General features: G+C 45.0%; 15 protein-coding genes, 1 pseudogene and 1 riboswitch. Of the genes and pseudogenes, 15 read left to right on the forward strand and 1 reads right to left on the reverse strand.

Annotated features, from left to right (window positions below):
* Positions 1 to 121: 121 nt before the first annotated feature.
* From ACTNA4_RS14960 to ACTNA4_RS15030, 15 genes are all read left to right on the forward strand, one after another.
* Positions 122 to 718 (forward strand): FGGY-family carbohydrate kinase, encoded by a 597-nt coding sequence (locus ACTNA4_RS14960; protein WP_441019063.1) that lies wholly within the window; start codon positions 122 to 124, stop codon positions 716 to 718.
* Positions 719 to 844: 126 nt separating this feature from the next.
* Positions 845 to 1,010, forward strand: a riboswitch (Lysine riboswitch).
* 213 nt (positions 1,011 to 1,223) lie between these two features.
* A complete protein-coding gene (locus ACTNA4_RS14965) occupies positions 1,224 to 2,732 on the forward strand; it encodes a Na+/H+ antiporter NhaC family protein (RefSeq protein WP_441030856.1) in 1,509 nt (502 codons plus the stop codon).
* Between the two features lie 379 nt (positions 2,733 to 3,111).
* Positions 3,112 to 6,036 carry an insulinase family protein gene (locus ACTNA4_RS14970; RefSeq protein WP_441030850.1) on the forward strand — a complete coding sequence of 975 codons (2,925 nt, stop codon included), beginning with the start codon at positions 3,112 to 3,114 and terminating at the stop codon, positions 6,034 to 6,036.
* 40 nt (positions 6,037 to 6,076) lie between these two features.
* The gene (gene era / locus ACTNA4_RS14975) at positions 6,077 to 6,976 is read left to right on the forward strand and encodes a GTPase Era (RefSeq protein ID WP_441026918.1); all 900 of its coding nucleotides are present in this window, start codon (positions 6,077 to 6,079) and stop codon (positions 6,974 to 6,976) included.
* A 69-nt stretch (positions 6,977 to 7,045) separates the two neighbouring features.
* Positions 7,046 to 7,795 (forward strand): DNA repair protein RecO, encoded by a 750-nt coding sequence (gene recO / locus ACTNA4_RS14980; protein WP_427805405.1) that lies wholly within the window; start codon positions 7,046 to 7,048, stop codon positions 7,793 to 7,795.
* Positions 7,796 to 7,931: 136 nt separating this feature from the next.
* On the forward strand, positions 7,932 to 8,093 hold the full coding sequence (locus ACTNA4_RS14985) for a hypothetical protein (protein WP_427805406.1): 162 nt from the start codon (positions 7,932 to 7,934) through the stop codon (positions 8,091 to 8,093).
* 189 nt (positions 8,094 to 8,282) lie between these two features.
* On the forward strand, positions 8,283 to 9,674 hold the full coding sequence (locus ACTNA4_RS14990; RefSeq protein WP_427805408.1) for a glycine--tRNA ligase: 1,392 nt from the start codon (positions 8,283 to 8,285) through the stop codon (positions 9,672 to 9,674).
* A 228-nt stretch (positions 9,675 to 9,902) separates the two neighbouring features.
* Entirely contained in the window at positions 9,903 to 11,054 is a 1,152-nt protein-coding gene (locus tag ACTNA4_RS14995; RefSeq protein ID WP_427805409.1) for a double-cubane-cluster-containing anaerobic reductase, read from the forward strand.
* Between the two features lie 170 nt (positions 11,055 to 11,224).
* Entirely contained in the window at positions 11,225 to 12,466 is a 1,242-nt protein-coding gene (glyA, locus tag ACTNA4_RS15000; RefSeq protein WP_441030859.1) for a serine hydroxymethyltransferase, read from the forward strand.
* 124 nt (positions 12,467 to 12,590) lie between these two features.
* Complete coding sequence (locus ACTNA4_RS15005) at positions 12,591 to 13,892, forward strand: bifunctional folylpolyglutamate synthase/dihydrofolate synthase (protein WP_441030853.1); 1,302 nt, start codon at positions 12,591 to 12,593, stop codon at positions 13,890 to 13,892.
* Positions 13,886 to 14,443: a GTP cyclohydrolase I FolE gene (folE, locus tag ACTNA4_RS15010; protein WP_427805414.1), complete on the forward strand. Its 558-nt coding sequence runs from the start codon at positions 13,886 to 13,888 to the stop codon at positions 14,441 to 14,443. The genes ACTNA4_RS15005 and folE overlap by 7 nt, the downstream gene beginning before the upstream one ends.
* 30 nt (positions 14,444 to 14,473) lie before the next feature.
* Complete coding sequence (locus ACTNA4_RS15015) at positions 14,474 to 14,998, forward strand: HD domain-containing protein (RefSeq protein ID WP_427805416.1); 525 nt, start codon at positions 14,474 to 14,476, stop codon at positions 14,996 to 14,998.
* 38 nt (positions 14,999 to 15,036) lie between these two features.
* The gene (folP, locus tag ACTNA4_RS15020; protein WP_427805417.1) at positions 15,037 to 15,846 is read left to right on the forward strand and encodes a dihydropteroate synthase; all 810 of its coding nucleotides are present in this window, start codon (positions 15,037 to 15,039) and stop codon (positions 15,844 to 15,846) included.
* Between the two features lie 62 nt (positions 15,847 to 15,908).
* Positions 15,909 to 16,733: a 2-amino-4-hydroxy-6-hydroxymethyldihydropteridine diphosphokinase gene (gene folK / locus ACTNA4_RS15025; protein ID WP_427805418.1), complete on the forward strand. Its 825-nt coding sequence runs from the start codon at positions 15,909 to 15,911 to the stop codon at positions 16,731 to 16,733.
* Between the two features lie 79 nt (positions 16,734 to 16,812).
* A complete protein-coding gene (locus ACTNA4_RS15030; RefSeq protein ID WP_427805419.1) occupies positions 16,813 to 18,210 on the forward strand; it encodes an aminopeptidase in 1,398 nt (465 codons plus the stop codon).
* A gap of 142 nt (positions 18,211 to 18,352) precedes the next feature.
* Here the strand turns inward: ACTNA4_RS15030 and ACTNA4_RS15035 are convergent.
* Positions 18,353 to 18,557, reverse strand: a pseudogene (locus ACTNA4_RS15035) (transposase); the annotation flags it as partial.

Here is an 18,557-nt window from a genome sequence, read left to right on the forward strand (position 1 = left end):
AAGAACCGCGGGGCACGCGGGGATAGCTTATTGATACTTAGCCCTATCGGGTTATTGAGTAAGAAGCCCCTACTTCAAAGCTTTAGGGCTTAAGTAGTGGGAGCATGTCACGAAAGAGTTTGTGGCAAAAGAGGTGATTCAGGCAAAGAGACTGGGTATTTCTCCGGAGGAACTTCTTAATCAGAGTCTCAAAAACGTTCCGGAAGGTTGTGAGGGACTTCTGTTCCAACCATATTTTACGCCGAATATCACGATGCCGACTGCAAGAGGAGCAATCATAGGATTTTCGGATGCTCATACCAGGATCCATCTGTATCGCGCGATTATCGAAGGAATTAATTTCGCATTGATCGACGGAATGAAAGTGATGGAGCAGAGAGCCGGTCATAAATTTCAGGCAATCTATCTCGGAGGAGGAGGATCGCAGAGTGATGAGATCTGTCAGATCACGGCCCACATGTTTGGACTGCCTGTTGTGAGGACACAGACATATGAGGCTACCGGAATCGGCTGTGCACTTGCCGCATTCGTGGGAATCGGGGTGTTTGAGAGCTATGAAGATGGGGTAAAAGCAATGGTCCATGAAAAGGATAGGTTTGAGCCGGATGAGAAAATTCATCAGGTTTATGATGAGTTGTATACAGATGTATACAAGGAGATCTATGGGAAGCTGTCACCTCTTTATAAGCGGCTTCATGAGATTTATCATAGGGAATAGAAACGATGAAAAGCATCAAAGAATTTATATGGTTTTTCGAAACTAAATCAGGAAAAGTCTGTTAATAGCGGGAAATACATTGACAAGACTCCATAAAAATGTTACAAGTATAACTATATGAATAAAGAGCTGGATAGAGGCGCGGAATTCATGAGTAGCAGAGATCATATAGCCGGGAAGGCGATCGCTGTGAAAGGGGAGTCCGCCGAAGAGACTGATTTCCCAAAGTCGGTTTCTGGGACGGTACAGAATATGTATCGGACTGTCACGTATGTGGAGCGCTATCAAGGATATGGACCGAATGATGAATTTACAGAAGAATTATGCCATGAATGCGCCTTACGGGAAAGCGTTATTCATGGTATTTTTTATGGAAAAGAGAGGATGAAAAATGAGAGAAAAATTGAAAAAAATGCTTTACGCGTTTGCAGCACTTATCGTTTCGGTAAGCTGTTGCCCGCTGGTGGCACTTGCGGCTGAAGAGGCAGAGGAATATGTGCCGTCAATGTACGCGAGCTTCTGGGCACTGGTTCCGCCGATCGTTGCGATTGCACTTGCACTGATCACAAAGGAAGTGTACAGTTCCCTGTTTATTGGAATTCTGGTAGGAGGTCTTTTCTATTCAGGATTCGGATTTGAAGGAACGATCACACACATTTTCCAGGACGGAATTATCGGAGTATTATCAGACAGCTACAATGTGGGTATTCTGGTGTTCCTTGTAATCCTGGGAACAATGGTCTGCCTGATGAACAAAGCGGGTGGTTCTGCGGCTTTCGGAAGATGGGCAAGTTCCCATATCAAGAGCAGAGCAGGCGCTCAGCTTGCGACCATTCTTCTGGGTGTGTTGATTTTCATTGATGACTATTTTAACTGTCTGACAGTCGGAAGTGTAATGCGTCCGGTTACAGACAAACAGAATGTATCCCGTGCAAAGCTTGCATATCTGATTGACGCTACGGCTGCACCGGTCTGCATTATTGCACCGATTTCTTCCTGGGCTGCTGCAGTGACTGGTTTTGTTGAAGGTGAAGACGGATTTTCCATTTTCATTCGTGCAATCCCTTATAATTTCTATGCATTGCTTACAATCGTAATGATGGTGGGAATGGTTCTGATGAAAGTAGAATATGGACCAATGAAAGTTCATGAAACAAATGCAAAAAAAGGTGATCTTTATACAACTCCGGATCGTCCGTATGCAAATGCGGAGGAGGATATGACCGATAACGGTAAGGGCAAGGTGATCGATCTGCTGATTCCAATCCTTTCCCTGATCATCTGTTGCGTGATCGGAATGATCTATACAGGCGGTTTCTTTGACGGGGTCGGCTTTGTAGAAGCATTCTCCAACAGTGATGCTTCTGTTGGCCTGGTATTGGGAAGCTTCTTCGGATTTATCATCACAATCATTCTGTATGTGGTAAGAAAAGTGTTGAGCTTCAGCGACTGTATGTCCTGCATCCCGGACGGATTTAAGGCAATGGTTCCTGCAATCCTGATCCTGACCTTTGCATGGACCCTGAAGGCGATGACAGACAGTCTTGGCGCGAAAGAGTTTGTAGCTGGTATGATGGAAACCAGTGCACAGGGACTTATGAATCTGCTTCCGGCAATCATTTTCCTGGTAGCATGTTTCCTCGCATTTGCGACCGGAACATCATGGGGTACTTTCGGTATCCTGATCCCGATCGTTGTTGCAGTATTTGAAGGAAGAAATGAAACGATGATGATCATTTCTATTTCTGCATGTATGGCAGGGGCAGTGTGTGGTGACCACTGCTCACCGATTTCAGATACAACGATCATGGCTTCCGCAGGAGCCCAGAGTAACCATATCAATCATGTAAATACGCAGCTTCCGTATGCAATCACCTGTGCGGCCGTATCCTTTGTAACTTACATCGTAGCAGGTTTTGTACAGAGCGCATGGATCGTCCTTCCAATCGGAATCGTTCTGATGCTTGGAACCTTGTTTGTAATTAGTAAACTGAATCCGGCTGAAGAGGCATAAAATAGGAAAACCGTTGCATTATGAGGAAAGTGCAGCGGTTTTTTTATGCTGTTATGCATATGAGAAAATGGTACACAGGGAGCAGTGATATGTTACGGTTTATTGGAATGGAATTGTAGAATAACCCGTAAAGACAATATCTTGGCACTGCCTCAAACCAGAAATTCTGGAATGAAAACACTCCGTTCAGTCGCAAGAATGAAATGTTACAAAGGAAGGGAGGAACAAATTCCGAACCCTTGTACATTTTGAACGGGTGTGATAAACTGTTTCATATGCACAGTATGAAGTATCGTTTTTTATAATGCAAATAACAACATATATCATTATGATAAGAAAGAATATAACATTACAAGATAGAATTGGGAGGAACAGAAACATGGATTTGACAAAACTGGCTGCATATGAGGTGATTGAGCAGCGCAAACTGGATGATCTGAAATCAGAAGGTGCACTTTTGAAGCATAAAAAGAGCGGGGCAAGAGTGCTGTTGATTTCCAATGATGATGATAACAAAGTCTTTAACATTGCATTCCGCACACCGACGAAGAACAGTACCGGTGTGCCGCATATCATGGAGCATACGGTACTCTGCGGATCGGAGAAATTCCCGGCTAAGGATCCGTTTGTGGAACTGGTCAAAGGATCTCTGAACACCTTTTTGAATGCCATGACGTATCCGGATAAGACGGTGTATCCGATCGCAAGCTGTAATGATAAGGATTTTCAGAATCTGATGGATGTCTATATGGATGCCGTGCTTCATCCTAATATTTATAAGCATGAAGAAATCTTCCGCCAGGAGGGATGGAGCTACCAGCTGGAGGACAAGGACGGGGAATTGTCTTATAACGGCGTGGTATACAATGAAATGAAGGGCGCATTTTCTTCTCCGGACGGTGTGCTGGATCGGGTGATTCTGAATTCGCTTTTCCCGGATACGACTTATGCAAATGAGTCCGGCGGGGATCCGGATGAGATCCCGAATCTGACTTATGAAGAATATCTGGATTTCCACAGGACTTACTATCATCCGTCAAACAGTTACATTTATCTGTATGGCGATATGGATATGGCTGAAAAGCTGGAATGGCTGGATCGGGAATACCTCTGTAAATATGATAAGATCGAGGTGGATTCTGAGATTCATCTCCAGAAGCCATTTGATGCGGTACGTGAGCTTTCCATGAAATATTCGGTTTCCAGTAATGAACCTTTGGAAGATAATACCTATCTTTCTTATAATAAAGTAGTCGGAACGAGTTTGGACAGAGAGCTTTACCTTGCGTTTCAGATTCTGGATTATGCACTCCTCTCTGCGCCGGGGGCACCACTTAAGAAGGCGCTTATGGATGCCGGAATCGGAAAGGATATTACCGGTTCTTATGATAACAGTATTTACCAACCGATTTTCTCTGTGGTCGCAAAAAATGCAAATGAAGATCAGAAAGACGAATTTGTCCGTATCATTGAAAGTACATTAAAGAAGATCGTGGAAGAGGGCATGGATCCCAAGGCACTTGAGGCGGGAATCAATTATCATGAATTCCGTTACAGAGAAGCAGATTTCGGAGGATATCCGAAAGGACTCATGTATGGGCTTCAGATTTTTGACAGCTGGCTTTACGATGAGACAAAACCGTTCATCCATGTGGAGGCATTGGATACATTTGCGTTTATGAAAAAACAGGTGAAGAACGGATATTTTGAAGAATTGATCCAGAAATATCTGCTGGATAATCCGCATGGCTCTATTGTGACCGTACTGCCGGAACAGGGACGCACTGCGCGCCTGGATGCAGAACTTCACGATAAACTGCAGGCATATAAGGCCTCCTTAAGCGATGCGGAAATCGAGAAACTGGTAGAGGATACCAGACGGCTTCTGGAGTATCAGGAGGAGCCGTCCAGTCAGGAAGAACTGGAGAAGATCCCGATGTTGGAAAGAGAAGATATCTCAAGGGAAATCGCTCCGGTTTACAATGAGGAGATGACTCTGGCGGGAGTTCCGGTGGTATTCCATGAGATTGAGACGAACGGAATCGGATATCTGGATCTGATGTTCGATCTGTCAGAAGTTCCGGCGGAACAGCTTCCGTATGTCGGTGTGTTGCAGGCAGTGCTCGGAATCATCGATACGGAGCATTATGATTACGGTGAATTGTTTAATGAAATCAATGTCAATACCGGAGGAATCGGGACCTCTCTCGAATTATATCCGGATGTGACAAAGGTAAAAGAAAAAGAATTTAAAGCGACATTTGAGATTAAGACCAAGGCGCTGTATGAGAAGATTCCATTTGCACTTGAGATGATGCAGGAGATCCTCATTTGTTCGAAACTGGATGATGAGAAACGTTTGAAGGAGATCCTGTCCATGAATAAATCACGGATGCAGGCACGTTTCCTGTCTTCAGGACACTCTGCGTCTGCGCTGCGGGCGATGTCTTATCGTTCTCCAATCTCCAGATTCAAGGATATGACAAGCGGTATTGAGTACTACCAGAATGTCAGCCGAATGGAAGAACATTTTGAAAAAGAGAAAGAAGAACTGATAACGATGCTGCAGTCTTTGGTAAAAACCCTGTTCTGCAGAGGAAATATGATGGTAAGTTACACAGCATCTAGAGAAGGTCTTGCCGGACTGGAGAATGAACTCGAGAAGCTGAACATGGCATTGTTTGATGAGCAGGAAGCAAAGCCGGCATGCGTGATCCGGTGCGAGCAGAAAAATGAAGGCTTCAAGACCTCATCTAAAGTACAGTTTGCCGCAAAAGCCGGAAACTTTATCGATGCGGGCGAATCCTATACCGGAGCGCTTCAGATTCTGAAGGTGATTATGAGCTATGAATATCTCTGGGTTAACATCCGCGTGAAGGGCGGAGCTTACGGATGCATGAGTAATTTCAACCGGATTGGTGAGGGATATTTTGTGTCTTATCGTGATCCGAACCTGAAAAAGACGCTGGAAGTCTATGACGGTGTTCCGGAGTATTTGGAGAATTTCACCGTAAGTGAGCGTGACATGACCAAATATATCATCGGGACCATCAGCAATATTGATCAGCCGATGACACCGGCAGCAAAAGGGGATCGCTCCATGAATCTGTATATGAATCATGTGAGTGAAGAGATGATTCGTACAGAACGGCAGCAGATCCTTGAGGCTACGCAGGAGGATATTCGCGCTCTGGCTCCTGTGGCGAAGGCAGTACTTGCCGGAAATCAGATCTGTGTGATCGGAAATGAAGCGAAGATCGAAGAAGAAAAAGATGTCTTTATGGAAGTAAAGGATTTATTCTAGAAAGAAAGGCTGCAATGGGCAGCGAGGAGAAGGAGGATACATGAGAGCAGATTATAAATCGGGATTTGTGACACTCATCGGAAGACCGAACGTGGGAAAATCAACGTTGATGAATTATCTGATCGGGCAGAAGATTGCGATCACATCCAACAAACCGCAGACGACAAGAAACCGGATCCAGACGGTTCTGACAACGGAGAAAGGGCAGATCGTTTTTGTGGATACGCCCGGAATTCATAAAGCCAAGAATAAGCTTGGTGAATATATGGTAAATGTTGCGGAACGTACCCTGAATGAAGTGGATGTGGTGCTCTGGCTGGTCGAGCCCACGACCTTTATCGGAGCCGGCGAGCAGCATATCGTACAGCAGCTGAAAAAGGTGAATACACCGGTCGTTCTGGTGATCAATAAAGTGGATTCTGTGAAAAAAGAAGATGTGCTTCCGTGTATTGCGAAATACAGTGAGATCTTTGATTTTGCGGATATCGTTCCGGTTTCCGCAAGGACAGGAGATAATACCGAAGAACTGCTGAAGGTAATTATGAAATATCTTCCGTATGGCCCGCAGTTTTACGATGAGGATACCGTCACGGATCAGCCGGAGCGGCAGATTGTTGCAGAGATCATCCGGGAGAAGGCATTGCACTGTCTGAACGAAGAGATCCCGCACGGGATTGCAGTTTCGATCGAGAAAATGAAGGCGCGCAAGAAAGTGATGGATATTGAGGCTACGATCATCTGTGAGCGGGACTCCCACAAGGGAATCATTATCGGAAAACAGGGAGCCATGCTTAAGAAAATTGGCAGCACTGCGCGATTTGAGATTGAGAAAATGCTGGACATGAAGGTAAATCTTCAATTGTGGGTCAAAGTGAAGAAGGATTGGCGGGATAGTGATTTCCTGATTAAGAACTTTGGCTACCGGGAAGATGAAGAATAATCGACTTTAAATGAAACGAAAGAGAACAAGGCAGACCTGAAAATATGCAGGAAGCAGGAGGCAGGAAAGATGAGTCAGATCGTCACTTTGACGGGGATGGTACTTTCGGCATCGCCGGTCGGGGAATACGACAGACGGGTCGTGATCCTGACAAAGGAGAGAGGAAAAATATCTGCATTTGCCAAGGGGGCCAGACGTCCGCAGAGCCATTTGGCGGGGGTCACGGCTCCCTGTTCTTTTGGTGTCTTTTCGATGTTCGAAGGGCGGACTTCGTATACGATCCAGTCTGCGGATATTTCCAACTATTTCGCGGAGCTGAGGACGGATGTGGAAGCGGCATATTATGCGTTTTATTTTCTGGAATTTGCAGACTATTATACCAGAGAATCGAATGACGAACGAGAAATGCTGAAGCTGCTTTACCAAAGCATGCGGGCACTTACAAAGAGACTGATTCCGCTGCGTCTGGTCCGGTATATCTTTGAACTGAAAGCGGTGAGCATCAACGGAGAAGGACCGCAGGTATTCCAGTGTGTATCCTGTGGAAGTACAGAGAAAAGCCTGTTATTCAGTGCAAAAAAAGGTGGCATTGTCTGCAGTGCATGCAGCCGGAGCGTGTATGACATAATAAAACTGAACAGTTCGACACTTTATGCCATGCAGTACGTAGAGACATCTTCGATTGAAAAACTGTTTGCGTTTACTTTGAGTGATGAGGTTTTGGACGAGTTCGGAAAAGTAATGGAGCGGTATCTGGATGTATATGTGGAGAAGCGTTTTAAATCACTGGAGATTCTGGAACAGATTGCGGGAATCTAAACGAATTTGTCAAGGGTTTTGGCTGTAAAAAAAGTTGCCAGATATTATAAAGTATATCCCATAAGTCATTGGACAACCTAATAATGAGCAGCGTTTATGGACGCTGTGAAACAGAAGAACAGGTGAGGTGACCGGGATGAAAGAGTGCTTTTGGGAAAAATTTACGCAGACGGGGCGGGTGGAAGATTATCTCAGTTATAAAGGTATGGAAATCTGTCAGGATGTTATTGAAAAACATAAAGAAAATCGGGATGAGACCAGAGAAAAAACTCCGGACATGGAACGGATACAGGGGTAAAATGACTGAATTTTCTTAAAATAATAGCTGATTATGTATTTTTTTGGACGCAATATGTTAAAAAAATGGCAGGAATGCTTGCAAAATATGGATTCTCTCTGTATAATAGGATAATCACACAAAGATAAGTGTATTTTTAGTAGAAACAATTGTCTTTGTAAAAAAGAAGAGAATGCGAGGATTGGTATTATGGTAGAAAAGACAATGGACAAAATTGTAGCTTTAGCAAAGTCAAGAGGTTTTGTGTATCCTGGGTCTGAAATCTACGGTGGGCTTGCCAACACATGGGATTATGGTAACCTCGGGGTGGAATTAAAGAATAATGTTAAGAAAGCATGGTGGAAAAAGTTTGTACAGGAGAATCCATACAACGTTGGTGTAGACTGTGCAATTCTGATGAACCCGCAGACATGGGTGGCATCCGGACATCTGGGCGGATTCAGTGACCCGCTGATGGATTGTAAAGAATGTCATGAACGTTTCCGTGCAGATAAATTGATTGAAGATTACGCCAAGGAAAATGGAATTGATCTTCCGGATAGTATTGACGGATGGTCACATGAACAGATGGAAACATTTGTGAGAGAACATGAGATCCCGTGTCCGACCTGCGGAAAGCATAATTTCACAGAGATCCGCGAATTCAACCTGATGTTTAAGACATTCCAGGGTGTAACAGAAGATGCAAAGAACGTTGTTTATCTGCGCCCGGAAACGGCTCAGGGTATCTTTGTAAACTTCAAGAATGTACAGCGTACTTCAAGAAAGAAACTTCCGTTTGGTATCTGCCAGATCGGTAAATCGTTCCGTAACGAGATCACACCGGGTAACTTCACATTCCGTACCCGTGAGTTCGAGCAGATGGAGCTTGAGTTCTTCTGCAAACCGGATACCGATCTTGAGTGGTTCGCATACTGGAAGAAATATTGTCTGGACTGGCTCTATACACTTGGCTTAAAAGAAGACGAAGTCCGTTACAGAGATCATGACAAAGAAGAGCTTTCTTTCTACAGCAAAGCTACTACAGACGTAGAATTCCTCTTCCCGTTCGGATGGGGCGAGCTGTGGGGAATCGCAGACAGAACCGATTATGACCTGACTCAGCATCAGAATGTATCCGGACAGGATATGACCTATTTCGATGATGAGACAAATGAAAAATACATTCCATACGTTATTGAGCCGTCACTCGGTGCAGACCGTATGGTACTTGCTTTCCTTTGCGGCGCGTATGATGAAGAAGATCTGGAAGACGGTACAAAACGTACAGTTCTTCATTTCCATCCGGCTCTTGCTCCGGTTAAGATCGGTGTACTTCCGCTTTCAAAGAAATTGAATGAAGGCGCGGAAAAGGTTTACACAGAGCTGAGCAAATACTACAACTGTGAATTTGATGACAGAGGAAATATCGGAAAGAGATACCGTCGTCAGGATGAAATCGGAACACCGTTCTGTGTTACTTATGATTTTGAGTCAGAAGAAGATGGAGCAGTTACGGTTCGTGACCGCGATACTATGCAGCAGGAAAGAGTAAAGATCGAAGATCTGAAAGCTTATTTTGAAAAGAAATTTGAATGGTAATATAGGAATGGAAAGAGTCTGGGATACCGGGCTCTTTCATTTTGCGTAAATAAGTATATGGTGAGGTTGTTTTATGGTATAGATATACTCTATAAATGACAAGATTTATCAGAATTTTAAATTTGTATGTGCGGATCGGGAAATTTATAATGAAAGATAGGATGAAATGCGGAGAAATCAGCAGGCATCTGGGAAAAATCTCATGATTTATTTATGGAGGAAAAGAAAATGGAAATTATCAAAGAATTACCAGAGGTTTTTGAAGAGTTTGCGGAGCAGCGCAAAAAGTCATTTTTGGCAATGAAGGAGATAAAAGATCAGAATATTCCGGTTGTAGGTTCCTATTGTACCTATTTCCCGCAGGAGATCGCCATGGCGATGGGCGCGGTTACGGTCGGACTTTGCTCGATGACAGATGAGACGATCCCGATCGCAGAACGGGATCTGCCGAGAAACTTATGCCCGCTTATCAAAGCAAGTTACGGTTTTGCTGTAAGCGATAAATGTCCGTTCTTCTATTTCTCTGATGTGGTTGTAGGGGAAACGACCTGTGACGGTAAGAAAAAAATGTATGAATATATGTCTGAATTTAAAGAAATGTTCATCATGGAGCTTCCAAATACGCAGAAAGAAGAGAGCCTGAAGCTTTGGAAGAAAGAAATCATCCGGTTTAAGGAGTATCTGGAAGAAAAGTTTGAAGTGGAGATCACGGAGGAACAGATCCGGGAGGCCATCCGGATTCAGAATGAGGGCAGAAGGGCGCTCAAGAGACTGTATGAGGTAATGAAAAATGATCCGACTCCGATCAGCGGAGAGAATCTGTTCAATGTTCTCTATGGAAGTACATTTAAATTTGACAGAAAGAAGCTTCCGGAGGAGGTCAATGCGCTGACGGATAAGATCCTGAAAGAGTATGCGGAGGGAAAGATGGAGCCGAAGAAGAAGAGAATCCTGGTTACGGGATGTCCGATCGGCGGTGCAACGGTCAAAGTCGTAAAATCAATTGAGAGTAACGGCGGTGTGGTTGTTGCATTTGAAAACTGCTCCGGAGCGAAGTCTATTGACAAGCTGGTAGATGAAGACAATCCGGATGTATACGATGCGCTGGCAAGAAGGTATCTGAATATCGGCTGTTCTGTTATGACTCCGAACCCGAATCGTCTGGAGCTTCTGGGAAGACTGATCGATGAGTACAAGGTGGACGGTGTTGTGGAGATGGTTCTCCAGGCATGCCATACTTATAGCGTGGAAACAAGAAAGATCATGAAATTTGTAAATGAAGAAAAGGGTATTCCGTATATTTCCGTGGAGACGGACTATTCCCAGTCTGATCTCGGACAGCTGAATACAAGAATTGCGGCATTTATCGAGATGCTGTAATAAATAAAATAATTATTTAACGCTTGACTTTGCAGGGAGCCGTTTATATACTAGGATTTAACTTGCGAAAAGGTCTTGTGTGAAAAAAAGGAAAAGCAGACAGAAGACTTTGAAGTGAAAGTTTTTTGCCTGCTTTTTGCAGAAAAGAACAGGAGGAGAAGACCATGAATATGATTACAGATGTCATGAACTACATTCGTGAATATGACAAGGAGGTGGGCGAAGCACTCGGGTTGGAGCTGGTACGGCAGAGAAGGAATCTGGAGCTGATCGCATCTGAGAATATCGTAAGCCCGGCTGTTATGTTGGCGATGGGAACGGTACCTACCAATAAATACGCGGAAGGATATCCGGGAAAACGCTATTATGGCGGCTGTGAAGATGTGGATATTCTTGAAAATCTTGCAATCGAGCGTGCAAAAAAGCTTTTCGGCTGTGATCATGTCTGCGTACAGCCACATTCGGGGGCAAGCGCCAATATGGCTGTTTATCAGGCATTTCTCAAGCCGGGAGATACGGTTATGGGGCTGAATCTGGCGCATGGAGGCCATTTGACTCATGGCTCACCGGTCAATATGTCCGGCCTTTTGTATCATTTCGTACCGTATAATGTCAACGACGAGGGATTCCTCGATTATGATGAAATCCGTAGAATTGCCAAAGAGTGTAAGCCGAAAATGATCGTTGCAGGAGCTTCTGCTTATCCGAGAGAGATCCGGTTTGACATCTTTGCTGACATTGCAAAAGAGGTAGGCGCCTATTTATTTGTCGATATGGCACATATTGCAGGGCTTGTTGCAGCAGGACTTCATCAGAGTCCGGTTCCGTATGCGGATGTTGTGACGACGACCACACATAAGACGCTCCGCGGACCGAGAGGCGGAATAATCATGTGCAAAGAAGAATATGCAAAAGCGATTGATAAAGCTATTTTCCCGGGGACACAGGGCGGACCTTTGATACATATCATTGCAGCGAAGGCTGTCTGCTTCGGAGAGGCATTGAAACCGGAGTTCAAGGAATATCAGCAGCAGATTGTGAAGAATGCAAAGGTGCTGGCTGAAGGAATGCTGGAAGAAGGCTTCAACCTCGTGAGCGGCGGAACCGATAATCATCTGATGCTGGTCGACCTGCAGAACATGGGTGTGACTGGTAAGGAAATGCAGAAACGTCTGGATGAAGTATATATCACTGTGAATAAGAATGCAGTGCCGAATGATCCGGCAAGTCCGTTTGTCACAAGCGGAATCCGTATCGGAACACCGGCGGTTACAACTCGCGGCCTGAAGGAAGAGGACATGCGTGTGATTGCAAAACTGATTAAGAAGACGGTTACGGATTTTGACAGTAAATTTGATGAAATCCGCAGGGAAGTGACGAAAATCTGTGACAAATATCCACTGTACGAATAGATGGATGTCATGCAGCAGTGCATCGTAGTGGTGCACTGTTGTGATAAAAATCTCTTTTTTATTTCGGCAATGTGTGTTAGAATAGAGGGAACTGTTGAAAAACATCATTGGAAGGAAATAAATAATGTTATACGAAGAAGCAAGGGTATATTTGGATCATGTATCGAAATACGGAAGTGTACTTGGCTTAGATAGTATAAAGAGCTTACTTGGCGAGCTTGGAAATCCGCAAAACGATTTGAAATTTATACATATAGCAGGTACCAATGGGAAGGGGTCTGTTCTCGCCTGCCTTTCCTGTATTTTGCAGGAGGCAGGGCTTTGTGTGGGAAGATATGTGTCACCGACGGTCATGGACTATATGGAACGATTTCAGATCAATGGTCAATGGATGGCGGAAGACGAGCTCGCTCTTTTTGTGTCTGAAGTAAAGCAGGCGGCAGAAAAGGTGGAAGAAAAAACAGGCCTCACAGCTACTGTATTTGAGATTGAGACGGCCATCGCATTTCTGTATTTTCGAAAACATGCTTGTGACTATGTTGTGCTGGAGACCGGAATGGGAGGACTCCTGGATGCAACGAATATTGTGGAGACGACGAAGGTCTGTGTATTTACCTCGATCAGTATGGATCATGTGGGAATTCTGGGAAATACGCTGGAGGAGATTGCGGAAACGAAAGCCGGAATCATAAAACCGGGGGCTGTGGTAGTAACGGCCGGACAAAGGGAAGAAGTTCTTGCGGTTCTCAAAAAGAAATCGGAAGAATGCGGATGCAGGATGTACAAAGCCTTGCCGGAAAAGGCGGTCATACTGGAAGAGGACATTCTGGGACAGAGATTTTCCTACGGAAAGTATGAGAATCTGAGATTGAATCTGGCAGGAAGATATCAGATTGACAATGCTGTAACTGTGCTGGAAACGATAGAAGCATTGAAGGATACCGGGCTGGGGATCAGTGACCAGGCTGTCCGGAAGGGACTGGATCAAGTGTGCTGGCCGGGGCGATTCCAGGCTCTTGATGAGGAACCGCTTGTGATCGTCGACGGAGCACATAATCGGGATGCCGCAGAAAGACTTGCCGAGAATATCGGGTGTTATCTGGCGGGCAGAAGGATTACGGCGGTTATGGGTGTATTTAAGGATAAAGAGGCAAAAGTGATGACTGGGATCATGGCACCTTATCTGGAAAAGGCGTATACGGTGGATCTGCCGAACCGGGAACGAACGCTTGACAAGGAGAAGCTGGCTCAGTACCTGAAAGAAGAGGGGGTTCCGGCTGAGGTGGCTGGAAGTATCCGAGAAGCATTGGCGTTTGCCAGGCAAAATGCAGGGAAAGACGGAGTGGTGCTGGTATTTGGTTCTCTCTCTTATCTGGGAGAGGTAATCCGCATATGTGCGGAAGGAAAGGAAGAAAAGTCATGGTAGATCGCAAGAAAGTGGAACAGGCAGTCAGGCTCCTGTTGGAAGGAATCGGAGAAGATCCGACAAGAGAAGGGTTGGTGGAGACGCCGGATCGTATCGCCAGAATGTACGAAGAAATTTGCGGCGGAATGGATGAGGATGCAGGAGAGCACCTGAAGAAGACATTTACCGTTAGAAATAATGAGATGGTGGTAGAAAAGGATATTACATTTTACTCCATGTGTGAACATCACATGCTTCCGTTTTATGGGAAGGTTCATATTGCATATATTCCGGACGGAAAAGTGGTGGGCTTAAGCAAGCTCGCCAGAACTGTGGAGGTATATGCCAGAAGGCTTCAGCTTCAGGAACAGATGACGGCTCAGATTGCGGATGCACTGATGGAGCATCTGAACCCGAAAGGAGTTATGGTGATGGCAGAAGCGGAACACATGTGCATGACTATGCGCGGTGTGAAAAAGCCTGGAAGTAAGACGGTCAGCGTTGTGACGAGGGGAGCATTTGCAGAGGAAGAAAGACTGCAGAATATGTTCTTTCAGATGATCAGAGAGTAAAGCAGAATGTGCGCGGAGTAATTGATAACAATGGAACAGAGCAGGAAACAGGAAGAAATAATAAAAATGGAGCGGGTGCATCGGATCTGTACGCATCCGCTCTATGTCGAGTGTATGGAAAAGAACAGGCAGGAAGAAATGAATCGGATTTTCTGCGGACATGATATGCAGCATTTTCTGGATGTGGCCAGGTTAGCATATATATTTTCCATGGAAAGAGGATACGGGATTTCAAAGGAATCGATTTATGCTGCTGCTGTACTGCATGATATTGGAAAATGGATGCAGTATGCGCAGAAAATTCCGCATGAGCAGGCAAGCGCGCAGATTGCGGAGCAGATCCTCGAGGATACAGGATTCGAAGAAGACGAGAAAAAGGGCATTTTGCTTGCAATTCTGAGTCACAGAGAGCATTCGAAAGAAAATGGGAGAGGGAACAAGTTGGCAGAAGTACTGTATGATGCGGATAAAACTTCCCGGAATTGTTTTGCGTGCACGGCAAAAGAAGCGTGTGACTGGGGAGAAGAGAAGAAGAATCTTCGGATCATCTGGTGATTTGTGCAAATAAGATTTATGGAAGGAAGATGGAGAAAATGAAAATCGGGAATAGAGAATTTGATGTGAAAAATCACACATATATCATGGGAATTCTAAACGTGACACCGGATTCTTTTTCTGATGGTGGAAAATGGAACAATTATGATGCGGCTATGCGCCACACAGAGGAACTCTTGAAAGGTGGATGCGATATTCTGGATATAGGGGGAGAGTCCACCCGCCCCGGACATCAGCAGATTACTGAGGAAGAGGAAATAGAAAGAGTTACACCTCTTATCGAGGCGGTAAAGAAGAATTTTGATGTGCCGGTGTCAATCGATACCTACAAAAGCAGGGTGGCGGGGGCGGCACTTCAGGCCGGCGCGGATATGGTAAATGATATCTGGGGCTTTTTATATGATGAGGAGATGGCACCTCTGGTGAAAAAATATGATGTCGCCTGCTGTCTGATGCATAACCGCAGTGAGGCGATCTATGAAAATCTGATTGAAGATATGTGTTGTGATCTGCAGAAATGTATCCGTGCGGCAAAAGAGGCAGGCATAGCGGATGACAAGATTATGCTGGATCCGGGGGTAGGATTCGGAAAGACGTATGAAATGAATCTGGATGTTATGAAACATCTGGATCGTTTCAATGAACTGGGCTATCCGATGCTGCTTGGTACGTCCAGAAAATCGATGATCGGGCTTACTTTGGATCTCCCGGTGACAGAACGGGAAGAGGGAACCCTTGTGACGACTGTGATGGCAGTGCAGTGCGGATATGGATTTGTTCGTGTGCATGATGCCGAGAAAAACCGCAGGGCGATCCGGATGACGGAAGCAATTTTGAAGCGACCATAGAACAAACGAGACGAAGGGAGCAGGAAAGAAGAAATACAGGAAAGAGTAGGTGAGAAATGAAAATGGACAAGATTAAGATAAAAGACCTGGAAGTATTTGCCAATCATGGTGTATTTCCTGAAGAAACAGTATTGGGACAGAAATTCCTGGTAAGCTGTGCGATTCATTTAAATACACGAAAAGCAGGAATAACGGACTTGCTTGATGAATCTGTTAATTACGGAACCATTTGTCATTTGATTAAGGATGAGATGGAAAAGAATACATTTAAACTGATCGAATCGGTGGCAGAGCATCTGGCGGAGACTGTCCTTGAATCGGATCCCCGTATACGGCAGGTGGATCTGGAGATTAAGAAGCCCTGGGCTCCGATCGCCCTTCCTCTTGATACGGCATCTGTGGAGATAAGCAGAAAGTGGCATGAGGTATATGTGGCTGTTGGATCCAACATGGGGGATAAGAAACGCTATATCGAATCAGCACTGGATGGACTTGCACATACAAAGGGGTGTCGGCTTCTGAAAGTATCCAAATTGATTGCGACAGAGCCTTATGGAAGAGTAGAGCAGGATGAATTCCTGAATGGTGCGGTGAAGCTGGAGACTCTTTTGACACCGCATGAATTGATGGACAGGCTTCATGAGCTGGAAAAAGAGGCGGGAAGAGAGCGAACGATCCATTGGGGACCCAGAACGCTTGATTTGGATATTCTTCTCTACGACCATGAAATTATTGAGGATGATGACCTTTGTGTGCCGCATGCGGATATGCAGAACCGTACATTCGTGCTGGAACCTATGGTGGAAATCGCACCCCACAAACGTCATCCGGTTTCCGGGAAAACGATGCAGGAAATGCTTTCGGAATTGCTTGCCGATTTGACTTGATTTCGCGCCCGAAGATGCTTATACTGTAAAAGAATAGTCGGACAACCGGCTGATTTCAGAAAGAGAGGTATGGAATAAAATGGAAGAAAAGAATCTGTGGAATTCTTATGGCGAGGAGCAGCTGAAAGAGCTTCATGAGATTAACGAAAAATACAAGGACTGCCTTGATAAAGGAAAGACAGAGCGTGAATGCATCGCTCTGGCGGTAGAGATGGCAAAAGAAGCCGGATACCGCGATGTCAAAGAAGTGATGGCTGAAGGCACACCGCTCAAATCCGGGGATAAGGTTTACGCAGTATGTATGGAAAAGATGATCGCTATGTTCCGTATCGGAGAAGAGCCGATCTCGAACGGTATGAATATTCTGGGGGCCCATATCGATTCACCGCGTATCGACGTAAAGCAGAATCCACTTTATGAGAGTGAAGGACTGGCTTATCTGGATACACATTATTATGGCGGAATTAAGAAATATCAGTGGGTGACAGGACCGATGGCACTTCACGGTGTAGTGGCAAAGACTGACGGTTCTGTTGTAAATATCAGTATCGGTGAGAAAGAGAGCGATCCGGTATTCGTAATCACCGATCTGCTTGTGCATCTTTCCGCACAGCAGATGGAGAAAAAGGCTAATGCAGTGATCGAAGGTGAGAAGCTCGATCTTCTAATCGGAAATCGTCCGATCGAGCAGGCTGAGGATCTGGAAAAAGAAGAAAAAGATACCATCAAAGCGAACGTACTTAAGATTCTGGAAGAGACCTATGGAATTTCAGAAAAAGATTTCGCGTCTGCAGAACTGGAAATCGTTCCGGCAGGAAAAGCAAGAGATCTCGGATTTGACCGCAGCATGATCCTTGCATACGGACAGGATGACAGAGTCTGCGCATTTACCTCCCTGTTTGCAATGCTGGATGTGGAGTCAGCTTCCCGTACAGGATGCTGCCTGCTGGTAGATAAAGAAGAAATCGGAAGTGTTGGCGCAACTGGTATGCATTCCCGTTTCTTCGAAAATGTTGTTGCAGAACTGATCGCTCTGACAGAAGGAGAATCCGAACTGAAGGTACGCCGTGCACTGGCAAATTCCAGAATGCTTTCTTCTGATGTAAGCGCAGCTTATGATCCGATGTTTGCAGACGCATTCGAAAAACGCAGTTCCGCATTCTTCACCAAAGGACTTGCATTCAACAAATTTACCGGAAGCCGCGGAAAGAACGGTTCCAACGACGCAAACGCAGAATACCTCGCAAAGATTCGCAAAGTTATGGACGATGCAGAAGTTACATATCAGTTTGCTGAACTCGGTAAAGTTGATGTGGGCGGCGGCGGAACCATCGCTTACATCATGGCACAGTACGGAATGGAAGTCATCGACAGCGGTGTTGCCGTACTTTCCATGCACGCACCATATGAAGTCAGTAGCAAGGCTGATGTGTACGAGGCAGTAAAAGGCTATAGAGCTTTCCTGAAAAATATGTAGGGACGTTTCTTTTGCCACGGATGCTGGGGTCAAAAGCCCTGGCATCGAACGTCCTTTTTTTGCTTTTTGTTGCTATTTATAAGTTTCTACCGTAGTTTTCGGTATATTTGGTGTCGATTGTAACTATACCCTTCCCATATTCTTATGCCAGTATAGGAGTTTCTGCATAATTCAAAGACCCTTTCACATAGTGAAAGAATTTTCTAAAATTCAACGCTGCAATTTTACTTCCGAAGAAGAACCTTCCTCTTTGTTTTCCACGAGGAAGCTTTTCCAGATGATAGTTTCTTCGAAGAATTGAGGGAATCGTTTCTACTCCGTTTCGTATCCTGCGATACAGATTATAT

This window comes from Bariatricus sp. HCP28S3_A7 (genome assembly GCF_052066375.1).
Lineage (GTDB): Bacteria > Bacillota > Clostridia > Lachnospirales > Lachnospiraceae > Allocoprococcus.

Coding starts and splice junctions, on each gene's coding strand:
- folP (WP_427805417.1), top strand. CDS start 15,037: ATGAAAATCGGGAATAGAGAATTTGATGTGAAAAATCACACATATATC.
- ACTNA4_RS14965 (WP_441030856.1), top strand. CDS start 1,224: ATGTACGCGAGCTTCTGGGCACTGGTTCCGCCGATCGTTGCGATTGCA.
- ACTNA4_RS14990 (WP_427805408.1), top strand. CDS start 8,283: ATGGTAGAAAAGACAATGGACAAAATTGTAGCTTTAGCAAAGTCAAGA.
- era (WP_441026918.1), top strand. CDS start 6,077: ATGAGAGCAGATTATAAATCGGGATTTGTGACACTCATCGGAAGACCG.
- ACTNA4_RS14985 (WP_427805406.1), top strand. CDS start 7,932: ATGAAAGAGTGCTTTTGGGAAAAATTTACGCAGACGGGGCGGGTGGAA.
- ACTNA4_RS14995 (WP_427805409.1), top strand. CDS start 9,903: ATGGAAATTATCAAAGAATTACCAGAGGTTTTTGAAGAGTTTGCGGAG.
- ACTNA4_RS15030 (WP_427805419.1), top strand. CDS start 16,813: ATGGAAGAAAAGAATCTGTGGAATTCTTATGGCGAGGAGCAGCTGAAA.
- folK (WP_427805418.1), top strand. CDS start 15,909: ATGGACAAGATTAAGATAAAAGACCTGGAAGTATTTGCCAATCATGGT.
- glyA (WP_441030859.1), top strand. CDS start 11,225: ATGATTACAGATGTCATGAACTACATTCGTGAATATGACAAGGAGGTG.
- recO (WP_427805405.1), top strand. CDS start 7,046: ATGAGTCAGATCGTCACTTTGACGGGGATGGTACTTTCGGCATCGCCG.
- folE (WP_427805414.1), top strand. CDS start 13,886: ATGGTAGATCGCAAGAAAGTGGAACAGGCAGTCAGGCTCCTGTTGGAA.
- ACTNA4_RS15005 (WP_441030853.1), top strand. CDS start 12,591: ATGTTATACGAAGAAGCAAGGGTATATTTGGATCATGTATCGAAATAC.
- ACTNA4_RS14970 (WP_441030850.1), top strand. CDS start 3,112: ATGGATTTGACAAAACTGGCTGCATATGAGGTGATTGAGCAGCGCAAA.
- ACTNA4_RS15015 (WP_427805416.1), top strand. CDS start 14,474: ATGGAACAGAGCAGGAAACAGGAAGAAATAATAAAAATGGAGCGGGTG.